Origin of the sequence: Bacillus sp. (in: firmicutes) (assembly GCF_031983925.1) — a bacterium.
In the GTDB taxonomy this organism is placed as follows: Bacteria; Bacillota; Bacilli; order Bacillales; family Bacillaceae_G; genus Bacillus_A; species Bacillus_A pacificus.
The window spans coordinates 92,292-110,318 of record NZ_DALYZR010000008.1 but is presented as its reverse complement, the minus strand read 5'-3'; the positions used below and the strand labels follow the sequence as shown (position 1 = coordinate 110,318).

20 protein-coding genes and 1 pseudogene are annotated in these 18,027 nt (G+C 32.9%); 18 read left to right on the top strand and 3 right to left on the bottom strand.

Features of this window, described 5'->3' with window-relative positions:
• Window positions 1-15: 15 nt before the first annotated feature.
• From RTP99_RS20525 to RTP99_RS20490, 8 genes and pseudogenes are all read left to right on the top strand, one after another.
• Window positions 16-963, top strand: coding sequence for a serine hydrolase domain-containing protein (locus tag RTP99_RS20525; protein WP_000844652.1), 948 nt, complete (start codon window positions 16-18; stop codon window positions 961-963).
• 206 nt (window positions 964-1,169) lie between these two features.
• A complete protein-coding gene (locus RTP99_RS20520; protein ID WP_000838686.1) occupies window positions 1,170-1,538 on the top strand; it encodes a hypothetical protein in 369 nt (122 codons plus the stop codon).
• A gap of 65 nt (window positions 1,539-1,603) precedes the next feature.
• Window positions 1,604-2,689, top strand: coding sequence for an ABC transporter permease (locus RTP99_RS20515; RefSeq protein ID WP_001055046.1), 1,086 nt, complete (start codon window positions 1,604-1,606; stop codon window positions 2,687-2,689).
• Window positions 2,690-2,691: 2 nt separating this feature from the next.
• Window positions 2,692-3,957 carry an ABC transporter permease gene (locus RTP99_RS20510; RefSeq protein WP_170932369.1) on the top strand — a complete coding sequence of 422 codons (1,266 nt, stop codon included), beginning with the start codon at window positions 2,692-2,694 and terminating at the stop codon, window positions 3,955-3,957.
• A complete protein-coding gene (locus RTP99_RS20505; protein ID WP_000053190.1) occupies window positions 3,957-4,628 on the top strand; it encodes an ABC transporter ATP-binding protein in 672 nt (223 codons plus the stop codon). The genes RTP99_RS20510 and RTP99_RS20505 overlap by 1 nt, the downstream gene beginning before the upstream one ends.
• Window positions 4,629-4,808: 180 nt before the next feature.
• Window positions 4,809-4,967, top strand: a pseudogene (locus RTP99_RS20500) (SMI1/KNR4 family protein); the annotation flags it as partial.
• 216 nt (window positions 4,968-5,183) lie between these two features.
• On the top strand, window positions 5,184-5,651 hold the full coding sequence (locus RTP99_RS20495; RefSeq protein WP_000366238.1) for an NUDIX hydrolase: 468 nt from the start codon (window positions 5,184-5,186) through the stop codon (window positions 5,649-5,651).
• A 21-nt stretch (window positions 5,652-5,672) separates the two neighbouring features.
• Entirely contained in the window at window positions 5,673-6,323 is a 651-nt protein-coding gene (locus tag RTP99_RS20490; RefSeq protein WP_000679145.1) for a hypothetical protein, read from the top strand.
• A gap of 70 nt (window positions 6,324-6,393) precedes the next feature.
• Here RTP99_RS20490 and RTP99_RS20485 read toward each other — a convergent pair whose 3' ends face one another.
• The 3 genes from RTP99_RS20485 to RTP99_RS20475 all read right to left on the bottom strand — a co-directional run bounded on the left by RTP99_RS20485 (window position 6,394) and on the right by RTP99_RS20475 (window position 9,754).
• On the bottom strand, window positions 6,394-6,540 hold the full coding sequence (locus tag RTP99_RS20485; protein WP_000714748.1) for a Phr family secreted Rap phosphatase inhibitor: 147 nt from the start codon (window positions 6,538-6,540) through the stop codon (window positions 6,394-6,396).
• A complete protein-coding gene (locus RTP99_RS20480) occupies window positions 6,540-7,634 on the bottom strand; it encodes a response regulator aspartate phosphatase (RefSeq protein ID WP_000027217.1) in 1,095 nt (364 codons plus the stop codon). The genes RTP99_RS20485 and RTP99_RS20480 overlap by 1 nt, the downstream gene beginning before the upstream one ends.
• Window positions 7,635-7,810: 176 nt before the next feature.
• Window positions 7,811-9,754: an elongation factor G gene (locus tag RTP99_RS20475; protein WP_000207779.1), complete on the bottom strand. Its 1,944-nt coding sequence runs from the start codon at window positions 9,752-9,754 to the stop codon at window positions 7,811-7,813.
• A gap of 264 nt (window positions 9,755-10,018) precedes the next feature.
• Between RTP99_RS20475 and RTP99_RS20470 the strand changes: the two genes are divergently transcribed.
• The 10 genes from RTP99_RS20470 (at window position 10,019) to RTP99_RS20425 (ending at window position 17,915) form a co-directional block, all read left to right on the top strand.
• Window positions 10,019-10,447 carry a MarR family winged helix-turn-helix transcriptional regulator gene (locus RTP99_RS20470; RefSeq protein ID WP_000204172.1) on the top strand — a complete coding sequence of 143 codons (429 nt, stop codon included), beginning with the start codon at window positions 10,019-10,021 and terminating at the stop codon, window positions 10,445-10,447.
• 18 nt (window positions 10,448-10,465) lie between these two features.
• The gene (locus RTP99_RS20465; RefSeq protein WP_000185398.1) at window positions 10,466-11,104 is read left to right on the top strand and encodes a nitroreductase family protein; all 639 of its coding nucleotides are present in this window, start codon (window positions 10,466-10,468) and stop codon (window positions 11,102-11,104) included.
• Window positions 11,105-11,143: 39 nt separating this feature from the next.
• Window positions 11,144-11,437, top strand: a complete 294-nt coding sequence (locus RTP99_RS20460) for a putative quinol monooxygenase (protein ID WP_000583837.1) — start codon at window positions 11,144-11,146, stop codon at window positions 11,435-11,437.
• Window positions 11,438-11,580: 143 nt separating this feature from the next.
• Window positions 11,581-12,513 (top strand): AAA family ATPase, encoded by a 933-nt coding sequence (locus RTP99_RS20455; protein WP_001094247.1) that lies wholly within the window; start codon window positions 11,581-11,583, stop codon window positions 12,511-12,513.
• Entirely contained in the window at window positions 12,510-13,619 is a 1,110-nt protein-coding gene (locus RTP99_RS20450) for a DUF58 domain-containing protein (protein WP_001075923.1), read from the top strand. The genes RTP99_RS20455 and RTP99_RS20450 overlap by 4 nt, the downstream gene beginning before the upstream one ends.
• Window positions 13,620-13,634: 15 nt before the next feature.
• Window positions 13,635-14,363, top strand: a complete 729-nt coding sequence (locus tag RTP99_RS20445) for a hypothetical protein (protein ID WP_001284438.1) — start codon at window positions 13,635-13,637, stop codon at window positions 14,361-14,363.
• Window positions 14,364-14,621: 258 nt separating this feature from the next.
• Window positions 14,622-15,128: a DUF3902 family protein gene (locus RTP99_RS20440; RefSeq protein ID WP_046647462.1), complete on the top strand. Its 507-nt coding sequence runs from the start codon at window positions 14,622-14,624 to the stop codon at window positions 15,126-15,128.
• Window positions 15,129-15,353: 225 nt separating this feature from the next.
• The gene (locus RTP99_RS20435; RefSeq protein WP_000747158.1) at window positions 15,354-16,520 is read left to right on the top strand and encodes a serine hydrolase domain-containing protein; all 1,167 of its coding nucleotides are present in this window, start codon (window positions 15,354-15,356) and stop codon (window positions 16,518-16,520) included.
• A gap of 617 nt (window positions 16,521-17,137) precedes the next feature.
• Entirely contained in the window at window positions 17,138-17,284 is a 147-nt protein-coding gene (locus tag RTP99_RS20430) for a hypothetical protein (RefSeq protein WP_000278062.1), read from the top strand.
• Window positions 17,277-17,915 (top strand): LysE family translocator, encoded by a 639-nt coding sequence (locus RTP99_RS20425; protein ID WP_000624899.1) that lies wholly within the window; start codon window positions 17,277-17,279, stop codon window positions 17,913-17,915. Before RTP99_RS20430 ends, RTP99_RS20425 begins: the two co-directional genes overlap by 8 nt.
• The last annotated feature ends 112 nt before the right edge of the window (window positions 17,916-18,027 follow it).

Sequence of the window (18,027 nt, the reverse complement as noted above, 5' to 3'; positions counted from 1 at the left end):
AAAGGGGAAGGAATAATGAAAACTGCTGAAAAGTTAGATCAGATTATAAAAGAAGAATATGAAAATATGAATGGTATGTTAGTAGTGCAGAAAGGTAATGTTATTTTTGAAAAATATTATAAGGGACACGGTCCAGATGATGCGTTTCATGTAGCGTCAGTTACAAAAACGATAATCTCTGCGCTAATTGGGATATGTATAGATAAGGGATATATAAAAAGCGTTGATCAAAGAGTAATAGAGTTTTTCCCGGAATATAAACTTAAGGCATCTGAAGTAACAGTACGCCATCTTCTAACAATGACAGCGCCATATCCTTTTGTAGACTGGCAGGAACCGTTAGAAGAACTATGTACACAACAAGATTGGATACAATATACGTTAAATAGGATAGGAAACGGCGGAGAAATTGGATCTTTTAAATATTCATCTGCAGGAGCTCATTTACTATCAGCAATCATAATGAGCGTAACAGGAAAAAATACACGTGAATTTGCGAATGAATACTTATTCCAGCCACTCGGTATGAGAGAAATTCCAAACTACAAGATGAAAGCGTTTGGATTTGATGACTTATTCGGAAAAGATGTAAAAGGATGGGTTCATGATCCAAATGGTATTTCGACAGGCGGCTGGGGACTAACGTTAACGGTTAAAGATATGGCTAAGTTTGGACAGCTGTATTTGAATGAAGGTACTCATAATGGAAAACAAATTCTATCAACACCATGGATAAAAGAATCGACAACAATGAACCAAAATCAATATGGTTACTTATGGTGGTTACGAGAAGAGGATGGAATCTTTTCATACTGTGCAATGGGCGATGGTGGGAATGTGATTTGTTGTATTCCTAAGAAGGATTTGGTTGTAGTAATTGCTTCAGAAGTTATGCCGAATGCACGGGATAGATGGGAATTAATTGTGAAATATATTCTTCCTTATACAGAATCAAATAAATAACGGAAGCAAAAAGATGGTGTGAATGGGAGTTTCATACTATCTTTTTGTTTTATGAAGGAAAGTTCATGAGAAGGTAAGTTCTGTGTAAAATAATGTGAATATTGGGATTTTTAAATATCTTCTTGTTTTCTTTATGTATAATGAGGACAAGGCCTAAAAATACTTAAATATTTAAGTGAATATTTTAAAAAGGAGATTAAGGATATATGAAAAGCTTACTTCAAAAAACTTTAGCTACTACAGGGATTACTGCTTGTTTATTAGGTATGGTTTCTTCCGCTTCATTTGCTTCAATTAGTTGGGATTCTTATGGGGAATGGGACGGAAGTGGAGGAAAGGCTACAGGATACGCCTACACTGCGCAAACAAATGAACCTCATTTTTACAAGATGACTGTAAGGGCTAGCTTTGATGATGGGTCTTCTAAAGAGGTAGAAAAGAATAATGCTAAAATTACAGATCGTGTGAACGTTAAAGTTTCATCCAGAGGGCCAATTACCACTGGCTATTCGGGTCATGAATGGGTAATGAAAGGGGATAGTGCCTATACCTCTAAGGAAATGGTAATTAGATAACAATCAACAAAAACCGTGACAAAGGATAAATGCCTTTTTCACGGTTTTTAAAATGAGGAGGATATATGAATCTAGTATTAAAAGAAATAGTGGTAAACAAAACAATATTCATTATGTTATTTATTGCGTTTGTATTGACAATATGGCCGATACTTATAGCAATGTCGACGAAAGATTATTATGATGAGAAATTTTATGATAGAAAAAATGGTTATTTTAATTATTACTATTCCGTTCAACTTACTAATATGGGGGAAATCAATTTCAAACAGTTTCAGACGTTAGTAGAATCTGATTTTAAAAATGCTAGTGTTATTACAAATGATATTCGTACTACTATTCCAGATATCGGCCGAGTAACAATGAATGGTCTCCTTAATAAAAATTGGTCTCCACCTTTGCTAAAAGGTTCTCAGATGGGACAAGATGAAAAAAATAGTGTAATAGTGGGGAAGAAAATTTATAAGGATATGGAAACAATAAAATTATTTAATAAGGAATATATAGTTAAAGGCGTAGCTGGAGAAAATACTGGATATGAGTATAATATTAAAATTTACGTCTCTCTAAATGACATGCCAGATGAAGTGAAACAGATGATACAAAAAGATAATACATTCCAAATGATTGTTCGTTCTAACGAAAACCCTAAAGAAGAGATAGAAACTTTCATACAGCATATGAAACAGAACAATAAAGATATAAATGCCAAAGTGATTAGTGAAAAAGAGAACTATGAGAAAGAAAAAAACACAAGTAAAGCCGTGAAAGAGTTACTTAGTTTTCCATTTAGGCTTTTTTGTATAGCTTTCATTACCAGTATAATAGTAAGTTATTATTGGATTTATACGAAGAAAAAAAGTCTGTCGTTAAGGAAAGCTTTGGGAGCAAGTAATGTAAATCTGTTTATTTTTATATTTAGTCAATTATTTTTATGTGCAATCGCTGCATCAACCTGTGCAATATGCATACAATGGATTTTTAGCACTTTGAGTGAAAATATTGTAGAGTTTACAAGTTATAGCATTAGTTTACAGTCTACTCATATTGTAATGTGTGTATTTTTTTCACTTACTATAGCTTTTATCCTCTCTGTAATACCATTTGTATATGTGCTTAAAAGTGAACCTGCTAAAGCGTTAAAGGAGTAAAAATGATGAGAATAAAAAGTGCGTTCCTAGCATTAAAAAAGAGATTTCTATTTTCCGTACTTCTTCTAATACAGATTACATTTGGATTAGCAACTATAACGAGTTCAATTAATGTATTTTATAATTTACACCATCTAAATGATAAAGCCAGCTCAGCATTAAATGTGGATAAAACATATTTAGTTACTTTTGAAAGGACGACAGATAGGTTACAAAGCGATCAATTTAATAAAGAGCAAATTCAAGCGGTTTATAATACAATTCATCAAAATAAAGATGTGATTTCGTATGGTACATACGAGGAGAGTTTAATTGAAATAGAATTAAGTAATAGGCCACTTCAAAATAGTATGATTGCTGATTTGAAACATAAAACGTTTCACGATGACAGACCTACTGTTCAAACAATTGTTGTTGATGAAAATTACTATAAATTGTTAGGTTTACCTTTAAAACCTGAAGAGGGTTTCTTGCATGAAGATTTTCCAAAAAATAGTGAAGAAAAAACAAAAGTATTAATGGGTTCTTACTTTAAGAAATATTTTCAAGTTGGGGATACAATTAATAATCAATATACAATTATAGGCTTTTTACCAGAGAATAAATTTATCGTAAATAATAATACAACGAACGTTTATTTGAAGTTGGATTATGCAATGATAATGCCTATGTCATCTGATAGATATGAAAATTATGAAGCGATGTTTTTAAGACTGCATCAAAGTACAGTTTTACATTTACGAAAAGATGCAGATGTAAAGAAACTAGAAAAATCAATTCAACTTAAAGGAAACGGCGGTACGTTTTATTTAAAAAATTTAGGTGATGAAATAAATATAGATGTTACTCTTAATAGTTATTCTGAAATACCTCAACTTATAGTAGGAATCTTATTCATTCTATTCTCGATCGTCGGAATGGTAGTAACAACCATCGTTTCTATCTTGATGAGAAAGAGGGAATTTGGTATAAAAATAGTTTTTGGCGAAAGTAAATTTGGAATGTTTATTCAAATTGTTATAGAAAACATTATTGTAGCAATAGCTGGCTTAGGAATGTCAATAGCTTACTTTTCATGGAGATATGGTAATCTGCTGCAAATGTCAAAGGATTTTAAAGCAGTATCCGCATTAGACTTTAAATTGGACATGCCTATATTACTTTTAGTATTTCTTTTCTTATTACTGATCATCATTGTATCAAATGTAATTGTCTTCTTATTTATTAGAAAGCTCGAACCGAAAACATTAATAGGAGGAATGGAATAATGAGTTTGATTGTGCTAAAAGATATTAAAAAGGTGTATAGTAACAAGAATCATAAAACATTTGCGTTAAACGGTATAAACTTAACGATAAATAAGGGCGAAATGATAGCGATAATGGGTCGATCAGGCTCAGGGAAAAGTACCCTATTAAATGTTATCGGGTTAATTGATATGCCAAATGAGGGTGAATATACGTTAAATGAAAAAACATTAACTGAAATTAGAGCAAATAAAGTTCATAAAACAAGAAATGAAATGATCGGATTTATTTTTCAATATTTTGCATTGTTAAAAGAACATACTGTACTGGATAATGTAGTGCTACCACTCACATATAGAAAGTTAAAGCAACGGGAAAGAGAAAATAAGGCGAAGTTCTATTTAGAAAAAGTAGGATTAAAAGAACATATGTATAAAACACCCGACGAGCTATCAGGTGGACAACAGCAGCGTGTCGCAATTGCAAGAGCGTTAGTGGGCGAACCAGAATTAATATTGGCAGATGAACCGACCGGAAATTTAGATAGAAAAACAGGAGAAGAAATTATGAACCTACTGTTACAACTGAATGAGGAAGGACGAACAATTATTATTGTAACGCATGATATGGAAGTGGCGAATCAGTGTAATAGAATCATTGAGTTAGTTGATGGGGAAGTTGTGCGGAGTTAACAATTAAACTAAGATACATCAAAAAATTGTTTTTTATTTAAGAATCCATGTTGATTTATTTTTCAAAATGGATTCTATTTTTGTTTCTAGAATTAAAGTAAAATAACAAATCCCCCGTAACTTTTTATGATAGCAATTCGTTTAACAAAAGAAAAGATTTTTGTGGAGCAGCTTATCGGTGGCGGAAATGGTGACTTGTTTGGTTATTCCATTTTGAATGGAATGGTACAAAGAGATGATATATATGTATGGAATCATGAAAATGATAGTAGAACGTGGGTTGCGCCTTCTTTAAAAACTTTCATGGAGTGGTGGGAGAGTGGGAAGATAACAATTTAAATATAGTATCAAGAAAAAGCGCCTTGTTATTAAAGAAACAAGGCGCTTTTTCGTGTGTACTGTTATTGTAATAGATGCATATGTATAATTGATGGAAAAAGATTCGGAAAATTAAAAACTATTGAATGAACTAGAAAAATTTAGTAATCTTATTTATACGATACATACATAATAGTTTTATAGCGATTTTTAAATGAAGTATAGGAGGCAATCGTTGTGGATCTTACGTTCAAAGTTGAGGAAACATGTTTTAATTACCGAGTCGGAGCCATTTGTAAACACGGTAATAAAATCCTTATATTGCAAGGTAATGGTGAAGATTTTTGGTACGTACCAGGCGGTAGAGTGAAAATGCTAGAAAATAGTGAAGACGCATTGAAACGTGAGCTTGCGGAAGAACTAGCTGTTCCTATGAAAGGAATGAGATTAATATGGTCAGTAGAAAATTTCTTTACACTTTCTGAGCGAAAGTTTCATGAGATTAGTTTTTATTATGAAGTAGAGCTACATGAATTACCTGCGAATGGAGCGGATCAATATATTTTGGAAGAAGAGGGTAGAACGTATTTGTTTAGATGGGTGCCAGTAGAAGAACTGCATACATATAACTTACAGCCTGCGTTTATAAAAGAGAAAGTAAAGGAGGTATCAGTTCACACAGAACATATCGTTTTACAAAAATAAACGTATTCGGAGGGGAAGACGGTGAAGGGGACTAAAAAAGAGGTACATATAAATGACAAAGTAATTCATTACACACATATCGAAAAAGGCTCCAGTACGGTTTGCTTTATGTTTTCAGGTTCAGGATACAATTATGATAAGCCGTTATTTTATTACGCGACGATGCTTATGCTTGAACATAAAATAGATGTTGTACATATTCATTATTCTTACGACGAACAATTAATGAATAAACCAATAGAAGAAGTAACGAAAGTAATGATGGGTGATATTCATCCTATAATGAATGAAGTATTAAAAGGTGAGCAATACAACGAGACGATGTTTTTAGGAAAATCACTCGGAACAATTCCAATTGCAAATGATTTAATGAAGAGAGAAGATTTTTTACAGTCAAAAATGATAGTACTTACACCTTTACTAAATTTTGAATCTATTTTCGAATCTATTTTACAAAGTAATCACGAAGGACTTTTAGTTATTGGGGATAAAGATCATCATTATAATGCAAATAAAATTGATCAGTTATATAAAACGAATTTAACGATCGATGTTGTCAAAAATGCAAATCATTCTGTGAATGTTGGAGAATTTGAAACAGAGAATTCAATTTTAGCTTTATCAAGAGTGATAGAAAAGCTTGAAGAATTGTTAGAGAACGGGGGAATCTAAAGGATTTCTCAACGTAATAGAAGAAGGTTACGATTATATATCGTAACCTTCTTCTATTACAAATTGTTTTTTACCAAGTATCAGCATGACTATACTGAATAACCGGTGTATTTGACTTTGAATCTTTCACATTTTCTGATTGTGCAGAGAATGTGAATCCAAAAGATAAGATAGCTGAAAGAGATAACCCCATTAAAATTCCAGTAAATTTTTTCATTATTTTAACGCTCCCTTTTCAAAAGTTTTTTCTTTCGTTTGATGACTCAAATAAAAATATTCGCTTGCTTTAGAGTGATTGTCTTCCGCATGGAATGCAAGTGCTAATTTTTCAGTATATTCTTGAGTGTAATTAAACAATTGCTCGTTATTGAAGAACATAATAGCATTAATAATACATTCTTCGAGAACTTTTGCAGGACTTCCTTTTACTATGAGGTCTAAAATTGTGAAATGATACAAGTATTCTTGATTATCTATGTTTTTACAAATAGTTAATCCACGAGTAATTAGTTCTTCAGCAACATACAATTCTCCTAGTTTAAAGTGTTCTCTTGCTTTAAGAAAAATTGCTTTGAAATGATTTGGAAGTTTGTTCGTAACATCAGTTAATTGACGTATAGCTAATTCAGATAAATTTTGACTTGCATATAGGAATCCTAAATTATTACGCACTCTTAAAAGAAGGGTTTCTTCATGTTGTTTATTGTAAATATTTATTGCAGAATTAAAGCTTTCTTCAGCTTGTGGAAATTGTTTTATATCAATACACGCTGCACCAAATATATTGTCGCATCCGGCTACATTATTTTCGTGCCCGACATGTTTAGAAAAAATCTCTTTTGCTTTACTTACATATTGAATAGCTAATAGTGGCTGATATGTATGTAAATAGAAGTTAGCAAAATGGTAGTTAAATTCTGCTTTCTCTAGTTCATCTGATGATGAATTTATATAATTTTCCGCTTTTTCGTAATGCTCTTTTGCTACATTGTTATTTGAGAGAATTGTAGAATGAATGGCTTTGAAAAAGTGATAATAGTAAGATAGTGTTCTTTCTGTTTCAGTATATATTGTTTCAATCTTGTCAAAACTATTTGGAGCGATGCTTAAGTTATTATGTAAAACCTTAAAGCGAAAATCAAGAAGATAATAATAGAGTAGTAAATTTCGATCCTTTTCAATTGTGTCAATTATTTCTTCAATTTCATGTTTAATCTTGGTAGCTGTCGATATGTGTTGAGCGCGTATTTCATGGTACCAAGTATGTAAAAGATGAGTGACTTGTTCGTATCCCTGTAGCTGGATGCTCATTTCAAACCCCTTCTTTCATTTATATTTTATATACCAATTATTGTAATAAATATGTTAACGAAAATAAATTGTAAATATGGAAATTCAAAATTTCTCAAATTAAATCAGAAAATTCAGTTATTTATTAAGCTATTTCTAATAGTAAAACACGCTGAGGAGAACCCAGCGTGTTTTACTTAATAAGCCCTCAACACATGAAGCAAATAATCTTTCCGATTCAGCGGATTATAATCAACACGTTTTCGAGTAGGGAAGGGAGGTCTCAGCTTTGTGAAACCAGCTGGCTTCGTTGTAAATATGCCTTCTCCTTCTGTAAATGAATGGAGCATGCGTTTAAAATTCTCTGTTTTTGCAACAGGTAATGATCCTGTTAACTGATAAGAATCATTATTGAATATAGGCTCTGCAAAAGTTGCTGAAATAGAAGCGAGCTTATACATTGCGGTACTAATTGCCTGCTCCGGTACAGTTAATTCAAACGCATTAACTGGTTCATATACATATGTTTCAGCTTTCTTTAAAGCATCCATTAAAACGAGTGGCGTTAAGTTTCTAAAGTCACTAGCTGTTGTAACAGGACTAGCATAGCCAGTATGGGTTAACGTAACGATAATATCCGTAACTTCCCATCCGTACAAACCTTGTTTTAACGTTTGAAATACAGTATCTTCAATCGCTTTATGAAAGGCTAAAGGTAGTGAGCCAAGTTCAACGCCTAATTTATATGTTATGCCAGAATTCAGTTCACCACGTTCAACTTTGAATCCAACTGTTGCGTAAAATGGATTTGTTTTTTCACCTATTATTTCAACGGAAATCCCAATGCCAATTGGCTTCTCAATACATACAACTCGCGTATTTGAAAAAGTAACTTGCAAATTATATTTCTCAAAAAGAGTTGTTTCAATTACTTCTTTTTGTACTTGACCGAAAAGGCGAATATATAGTTCATTATGAACATCATCTTTCCACACTTTAATGAGTGGATCTTCTTCACATAGTTCTATAAGTGCAGCGTATAAATCATGAATTCGTTCTTTAGGTACTGCATCGATGGCAGCTTCCATTTGTGGTTCGGCAAAGTGAATATCTTTTATATAATCAGTCCGTGCACCGATAATATCACCAATTTTAATATCACTTAGTCCCCACACTTTGCAAAATTCTCCGCTAGGAACGGTAGAAGTTTGAACGGCATCTCCATTATGAAACATGCACATTTTTTTAATCTTTTCCTTATGTGGTAGAGACTGATCGCGCTGTATATCAACATGTTTTCTAACGTGTAAGTTACCAGAAAAAACTCTTACATATGCAATCTTTTCTCCAGAAGGTTCACGTTCAATTTTAAAAACAATACCGGACAATTCTTCATCTTGAGACAGATTATTAGCTGGAAGTAAGGCTGAAATATTTTCAAGTAGTTCAGATACTCCTATACCCGTCATTGCGGAACCGAAGAAAATCGGATACACATTTGCTTGCGCTATTTGTTTAATGAGTTCTTCTCTTAACATTGTGTCCGTTACGATTTCGTTATTTACATATGACTCAAGTAACGATTCATTATATGGTGCTAATCGTTCTATACAATCATCATATGATTTATATTCAATAATACGAGCTTCCTTTGTTCCTTCGTTTAGGACAGAGTAAAAGGGGAATGCTTCATTTGAAAGAATCGTTTTTATTTGCTTTACAACTTTTTTACTATTTGCACCACGACGATCAATTTTATTTACAAATAAAATAGTCGGTATGTTTAGTTTCTGTAACGTTCGCATTAAAATCTTCGTTTGTGCTTGCACACCTTCAACGGCAGAAATAACTAAGATTGCACTGTCTAAAACGCGGAATGATCGCTCCACTTCAGCAATAAAATCAGCGTGTCCCGGTGTATCGATGACATTTACTTTTAAGTCATCAATAAAGAAAGAAACGACGGATGCTTTAATCGTAATTCCGCGCTGCCTTTCTAATTCCATTGAGTCTGTTTGCGTACTTCCGCCATCAACTCGGCCAATTTCTTTAATCACATTCGTTTCATAAAGAATACGTTCAGTCAAACTCGTCTTGCCAGCGTCTACATGCGCGACAATCCCTATATTTATTGTTGTCATATATCAATATCCTCATTTCATTTTCCATTTTCATTTCCTCATTTCTATTTGTGTATTGCCGCATTACAATCACACTCCAGTCATTTAAATTATTACTATTATAATGTAATTTACATTTTTTGTAACGCTACAAAGCGCCTTAATTTGGAAAAAATAAAATGAAAACAAAATGCTTGCATTCTTAATCGATATAGATTATATTAATTGACGTATCAACTATTGATATATCAAACGTTTTTGAATTGGATGTAAAGGAGGGGTAATTTGACAAGTTCATGCTCAAAAGAAGCGATTATTTTATATAAATTACACTTTCTAAACAAGGAAGTAAGTTCGAAGTTTGAAGGGTGTACGGGTATGAGCCAATCTCGTTTAGAGCTTATACTTCAGTTATATGAAGTAGGTGAAATTAGTCAAAAAGCACTTCAGCAAGAAGTGAATATTGATAATGCGGCGATAACGAGGCATTTAAAGCAGCTTGAGGCCAATGAAATGATTGTAAGACGTAAAAATCCAGATGATAACAGAATTACGTTAGTTTCTCTAACTGAAGAGGGACGAAATAAAATCCAGGCGTTTCAAGAGGAAAAAGAACGTTTTGCAGCATCTGCATTTAAAGGATTAAGTGAGGAAGAACGCGATAATCTTTTAAATATGTTAAATCACATTCAAGAAAATATAAAAGAACTTTAAAAAAGGGAGAATACAACTATGACTAACTCAGTAAAAACAAATGACTTTAACGAAATTTTAACAGGACGTCGTTCCATTCGTAAATACGACTCATCAGTGAAAATTAGCAAAGAAGAAATGACAGAAATTCTTACAGAAGCAACACTTGCACCATCATCAGTAAACATGCAACCATGGAGATTCCTTGTGATTGAAAGTGACGAAGCAAAAGCAACACTTGCACCACTTGCGAAGTTCAATCAATCACAAGTAGAAACATCTTCAGCAATGATCGCTTTATTTGGTGATTTAAACAACTTTGATAATGCAGAAGAAATTTACGGAACAGCAGTAGAGCGCGGTTTCATGCCAGCTGAAGTAAAAGAAGATCAAATGAAAAAACTTTCAGCTTACTTCTCAATGGTTACACCAGAAGTAATGAAAGATACTGTACTTATTGACGGCGGTCTTGTAGCAATGCAATTTATGCTAGCAGCTCGTGCTCACGGTTATGACACTTGTCCAATTGGTGGATTTGAAAAAGACCAAATTGCTGAAGCGTTTGGATTAGATAAAGAACGTTACGTACCAGTTATGTTAATTTCAATCGGAAAAGCTGCTGACAGTGGTTACCAATCAGTACGTCTTCCAGTTGAAAAAGTTGCTGAGTGGAAGTAATTTTAAAAGAAATAAGTGAGATATGAGAGGGGAAACACCATGATTATTATTCACGCAACATTTCAAGTAGATCCAGCGAAACAACAAACATTTTTAGAAGAGATTCGTCCGCTGATTCATAGTTCAAGAGAAGAAAGTGGAAATATTTCTTATGACTTGTATAAGGACATAGAAAAAGAAAATGTGTATACGATGGTTGAAGTGTGGAAAGATGAAGCAGCAGTTGCGAGTCATAATACGAGTGAACACTTCACATCTTTCGTTAGCAAAGTAAAACAGTTTTTAACTGCTCCTCTTGATATAAAAGCTTATAATGGAGAGTTAGTAAAATAATGAGAAAGATGACTTTAGCTTATAGTGCTAAGGTCATCTTTTTTATTTTGACAGGAATATATTTACTTTTATCGTAATGTGTTATAATTCGGAAAATGATAATTCTTAATTTTCAGAACAAGAGAAAGTGGGGGGATAAATAGATGAACACATTAAAGAAAATCACTAATAATATTTCGAAAGTTATTATAGGAAAAGATGAATCCATAGAACTTGCAGCCATTGCTCTAATAGCAAAAGGACATATTTTATTAGAAGATGTACCGGGGACAGGAAAAACAACACTAGCGAAAAGTTTGGCTAAAAGCGTGGACGCAAAATTTCAAAGAATACAATTTACAGCGGATACTTTGCCCGGAGATGTTATTGGTCTCGAATATTTTAATGTGAAGGAATCGGATTTTAAAACGAGGCTAGGTCCTATTTTTGCAAATATAGTATTGGTGGATGAAATTAATCGGGCTGTACCGAGAACACAATCTTCGTTATTAGAAGTGATGGAAGAGCGTACTGTTACAATTGCGAAACAGACGCATTCCTTACCAGAACCTTTTTTAGTTATAGCTACGCAAAATCCACTCGAATCAGCCGGTACATTTCCGTTACCAGATGCTCAGTTAGACCGGTTTTTACTCACAATACGCCAAGGTTATCCTACGAGAGAAGCTGAAAAGGAAATGATGAATCGGTTTCAAATGAATGATCCGTTAGAAACGTTACATTCTATTATTTCAAGTGAAGAAATTATTACGATGCAAAAGCGTGCAAGAGAAGTGTTAGTAGGGAATGATGTGCAAGATTATCTTCTTGAAATTATTGAAGCAACTCGTAAGCATGAGCTAATTGAAATTGGTGTAAGCCCGCGGGGAACGTTGGCATTTATGAGAGCGATTCAAGCACGGGCAATATTAAATGAAAGAGATTACTGTACGCCAGATGATATAAAACAACTTGCTGCTTCCATATGCACTCATCGTTTAACGTTAACGATTGAGGGGGAGATGAAAACGACGAAAGAACAAATCATGAAAGAAATTCTTCATACGATTGATGTGCCAGTGGAGAATGTACGATGAATCAACAGCTTGTGTATACACCTTTAGCGGAGCCTTTCGTAATGGGAGTTATGTCAGTTGTAGCAGTTATTTTATGTATATTTTCAAGTAATCTACTGTTTTTATCTCTCGTATTTTTGTATGTAATTTTAATAGGTGCTATGCATGTTTATATACGTAAAGTATCTCGTGTTGAATGGGAATACAGTCAAGGAAATTCAAATGTTTTTATAGGTGAAACGAACAGATGCAAAATAAAAATTTCAAACAAATCAATTTTTCCTATTTTTAATGTTGTATTTCGATTTAAATGTGAAAATAAGCTAACTTGGAATCATGATGAAATAAACAAAAATCATAGTACAGGTTCAAATTATTATATGAATTTTAATTTAAAAGGAAGAGAGTCAGTTTTATTTGATTTACAAGCTGTAGCTGTAAAAAGGGGAATTGCGAGATGGGAAGCAGTTGAAATTGTCATTACAGATCCCTTTGGATTTATGACGAACCATATAACATATAAACGAGTTGAAACGCCGACCTATTTAGTTTTACCAGCTGTTCCGAAAATGCAAGTTCCTGAATTACAAGAATGGTCACGAGGATTTCGAAAAGCGATGTCATCACCCTTATCTGATGAAACGAAGGTAATGGGAGTGAAGTCGTATGAAAATGAAGATTTTCGTTCTATCCACTGGAGTGCGACAGCGAAAACAGGGGCGATAACTGCAAAAAAACACGAGCGAACACAATCAGATAAATATGCGATTTATCTAAACTTGCAAAACAAAAGTGGTATTTCTTTGAGAAATGATACAGAGGAACTAATTGAATTAACGGCAGGCGTATGTAAACAACTGCTTATGCAAAACTGTTCATTTGAAGTATGGATTAATAGCGTAAAAGATAATGGATTACTACATATAAAAAACGGGGATAATCGGAAACACTTGCAAAATGTATTAAAGGTGCTTGCCTCCATATCAGATCAGGATACACCTGTATCTTCTTCTTATTTTTACACAGCTGGATTCCGGCGAAAGGAACTGGATGCGGTTCCTTTAATTTTTGGTACTTCCCCAAGGAAATACACCAGAACGAATAAATGGGTCGTAATTAAAGAATAAGAAGGGGTTTATGTCATGGCTAATAAAGAACGACATATAAAGGTAAAGATTTGGAGTATTAGAGTTTTCATGATACTTTTCTTTACGGTTAGTGCGATAACGTTATCACAAGGTGTTGTGCATGTACAAGACATAGTGAAAGAACGTTTTTCCAGTAAGACTAAGATAATATCGGAAAGAAATTATGATTTTACTAGTATAAACGAACAGTTTGATGAGCCTGAAAGAATTATAGAGGAAGAAACAAGAGTTGTAGACACCAGAACGAAAATAGATAGGAAAATCCCGCTTTTCAAACAGGGGAATTCATGGAACGACGTGTTTTCTGTTCTTTCAAATGCATGGATTAGTGTCATTTTTTATGTAGTTATTGCAGGGATAATTATATATTTTCTTTATAAATCCGTTAGGAAAAAGGTAACGAAATCAGAAATACAACAGGATAAACAATCGATAACAAAAGAAAATACGGATAGAATCGAAAAGAACGAGAAAGTGAAGCATCAGTTAGAACGGCCGTTACCGACAAATACGATAAGAAAAACGTTAGTTGAATGGGAAAGAACATTACCATTTCATGAACAGAGAAGGTCCTATGAAACGATGCAACAATGGTTAACGAGAATTTGTAGAACGCGAGATATTATTCCGATATATGAGTCTGTCCGTTATGGAGAAAAGACGTATACAGAGTTAGATGTGGAAAAGACTGTGCAATGGATAGAGCGAGACGGGAAGGTTTGAAGTTAATATAAGTAAATAAAATTAACTGTAAATTAATTTTATTTACTTATATTTAATTACGTGGTAATGTATACTTACTTTTTTATATCGCTACCAATGGAAAAAGGTTACCTTAGTAGAGTATTGCTCGTTACATTTTTTGTGAGGCTATCTTCACTTCATCAATATAGAATGAAAAATAGATGAAATAATTACGAGTAGCATGTAAATAAAAAATTATTATTTATGTTTAAATTTTTGTAAGGGTGTGAAAATAGAATGAAACCGGTATTGAAAAACATACTCCTTTCCTTTATTTTTTCTGCAGCAGGGATGTGTTGGTTTCTGTTTATATTAGTTAGAGGAGGCGGAGACTGGTTATTGTCTTGGGTAGGTGTATTAATGGCATTTTTATCTTTATACACGTTAATCGATTTATATTGTAAGTATACATACGATAAAAAATTAAGTAAATTGTTTATTAAAACCACAGTTACTACCTTTAGTTTTGCAGTATTGGGAATTACCTTTGGTATTGTACACGAGCTATTACAGCCATGGAGTCTCAGTCTAATGGTTTGGTATTGGTTGTTAGTATTACTTTTATTTGTAATGACGATAATATTATTAGTGATTTTAGTATTTGTTAATCGTAAAAATCACCATATTCCTAGGAGATATAGAATACTTATACTGCTAAATTTATTTCTTACGTTAGCACCAGTATTATGGCCACTATTACTTTCTATTATCGGAAATGGCATGAACGCTAGTGCAGGATGGTAAAAGTGAATAAACTAAAAAAATGATATAGGGTTTTAAATATAAAAGAGAACGTGTTTTCATAAATTGAAAACACGTTCTCTTTTATTTTCATACATTACTTTTTTCTTGTTGTTAAATTTTAAGAGTAAGTATTTCGTAAGGAATGGATAAGAAAAAAGAGAGTTTTATCATATAGGATAAAAGTATAGCTTGAATCAATACGATAGGAATAGGGGAGAGAATTTTATGAAAAAACGTAATTCAATGAAGTTAGCGAGTTTGACAGTTTTATTAGCGGGTACTACTCTATTTACACCTGGTTTTACTGTGAAGGCAGAGTCTACTCAAAGTATTTCGAATTCGTCAAAAGTACATGATCAAAAGAATCGGAATGGCTGGAAACAAGTAATGCAGGAAACTATACAAATTGGGGCGCCAGGGGTATTAGCTAAGACGTCTAATAAAGGGAAAATTAATAGTTATACTGCTGGCGTGGCGGATTTAAGTACAAAGAAACCGGTGAAATCGGATTATCGCTTTCGGATTGGTAGTGTGACAAAAACTTTTACCGCCACGACTGTCCTTCAATTAGTAGGAGAAAATCGCGTACAACTTGACGATCCAATTGAGAAGTGGCTACCAGGTCTTATTCAAGGGAATGGGTATGATGGTAATCAAATTACGATACGTCAACTATTGAACCATACGAGTGGTATCGCTGAATATTTAAAATCAAAAGACGCTGACGTAATGAATTCGAAAAAAACGTATACAGCAGAAGAAATAGTGAAAATAGGCCTTTCTCTGCCTCCAGATTTCTCGCCGGGCAAAGATTGGTTGTATTCAAACACAGGATATGTAATATTGGGAATGCTAATTGAAAAAATAACTGGTAATAGTTATGGGGAAGAAATTGAAAATCGAATTATTGAACCTTTGGATTTGTCAAATACGTTTTTACCAGGAAATTCACCCGTCATCCCAGGAAAGAATCATGCTCGTGGATATGTGAAAATGGAAGAAACAGGCGAGTTGAAAGACATTACGTATTATAATCCAAGTTTAGCTAATGCAGCTGGAGATATGATTTCTAATGCTGATGATTTAAACAAGTTCTTTTCATCTTTACTCGGTGGTAAGTTACTGAAGGAACGCGAGCTAAAAGAAATGCTTACTACAGTTCCTGTAGAAGGAAAAGGGGTTGGTGATGGATATGGTCTTGGAATCTATGAGACTAAACTTCCAAATGGTGTCTCAGTATGGGGGCACGGAGGATCAATTCCTGGATTTATGACTTTTGCTGGTGGAGTAATTGGAGGCAAGCATACATTTGCTGTCAATGTTAACTCTTTAGGTCCGGTTGATATTCTTACACAGTTTAATAAAATGATGCAAGTTGAATTTAATAAATAATAGATGAAAAGAGTTCTACTATAGAGGTATATAAGGATTTGTATGTGATTTAATTGTTATTAAAATATACTCTTAAAAAATCCCGAATCATGAGCAATTTACTTCCCATGATTCGGGGTTTTTATGTGCTGTTACAAGAAAAGTAATGATGTATTTGAATTTTTTCATTTTACTATAAATCTATTATATTTATTTGATATTTCTTATTTATAGTGACTTTTACATTTTTAAAATATTGAAACATACAAAGGTAAGTAGTTCTAGATTTCGGAGTTAATAATAAGTAAATTCTGATTTTTGTTGAAAAATATTTAAATGCATTTCCGTAATTTACATAATAAGGTACTTTTATCGTATGAATTAATAACAAATAGAATTAAGTATACAAACATAGATAATTATGATTTGCATCAAAATGATTGACTATTATGAAAATAATGATTAATATAGGTTTTATATTTTAATTTCATTTATGTTACAAATATGTATTTTATTTCAAATTTAATTGTGTCGTAAACTATAATTGAATATATTGTGAAAAAGAATAGGGAGCGGGAACAGCAATAGAAAAGGCTATCTTTTCAAATTGTGTAATGAAATCAAAGGGGAGGATAAATATGTATAAACAAGTAGTAGAACTGTTAGAAGAAGCAGCTATATCGTATAAACAATATACATATGAGCCAATATTAGATTATGAAACAGATAGAAAAATTAGAGAAAGGTTTAAATGTCCTATTACGGGGGTAAAGATAAATGATTAGCATGATATTCAGTTATATATTATTAGGGATTTCATTGTCTGCACCAGTCGGTCCGATTAATGTTGCTCAAATAAATAAAGGAATAAAAAATGGTTTTTTGAGTGCATGGTTAGTAGGAGTCGGGGCGATGTCAGCAGATGTTGTAATGATGTTTTTAATTTACTTTGGTATTTCGACTTATTTAACAACTCCCGTTGCTCAACTTTGTATTTGGATTTTTGGTTTTGTAACGATGATTTATTTAGGCTATGAAAGTATGAAAGAAGCTACTAAACAAGTTCAATATATTTCATCAGGTGAAAAAGAACATCCTTTAAAATCTTTTCTATCGGGGTTTGCTATCGCAATTTCTAATCCATTAAATATTATTTTTTGGATAGGGATATATGGATCAGTTTTAACTAGTGCTATGAATACTATTGGAAAAGAACAAGCTTTATGGTATAGTGCAGCCATTTTTGCTGGGATTATGCTTTGGGATATATTTATGGCTACATCTATTCATTTTGGTAGAAGATTTATTAATCATACAGTAATGAAATGGATTTCTATAGTAGCAGGCATTGTTTTAATTCTGTTTGGAATATATTTTGGCTACGAGGCAGTAAGAGGAACTGCTCAACTATTGTGAACTTTTTGATGATTAGAGAGAATAGTGATTTATTAGAAATTTATTCATCGCGAATCTTTTGGTTTTTGGATTTGTTAATCGATGGGTAGGTTAATTCCTTATAGTAAAAGAC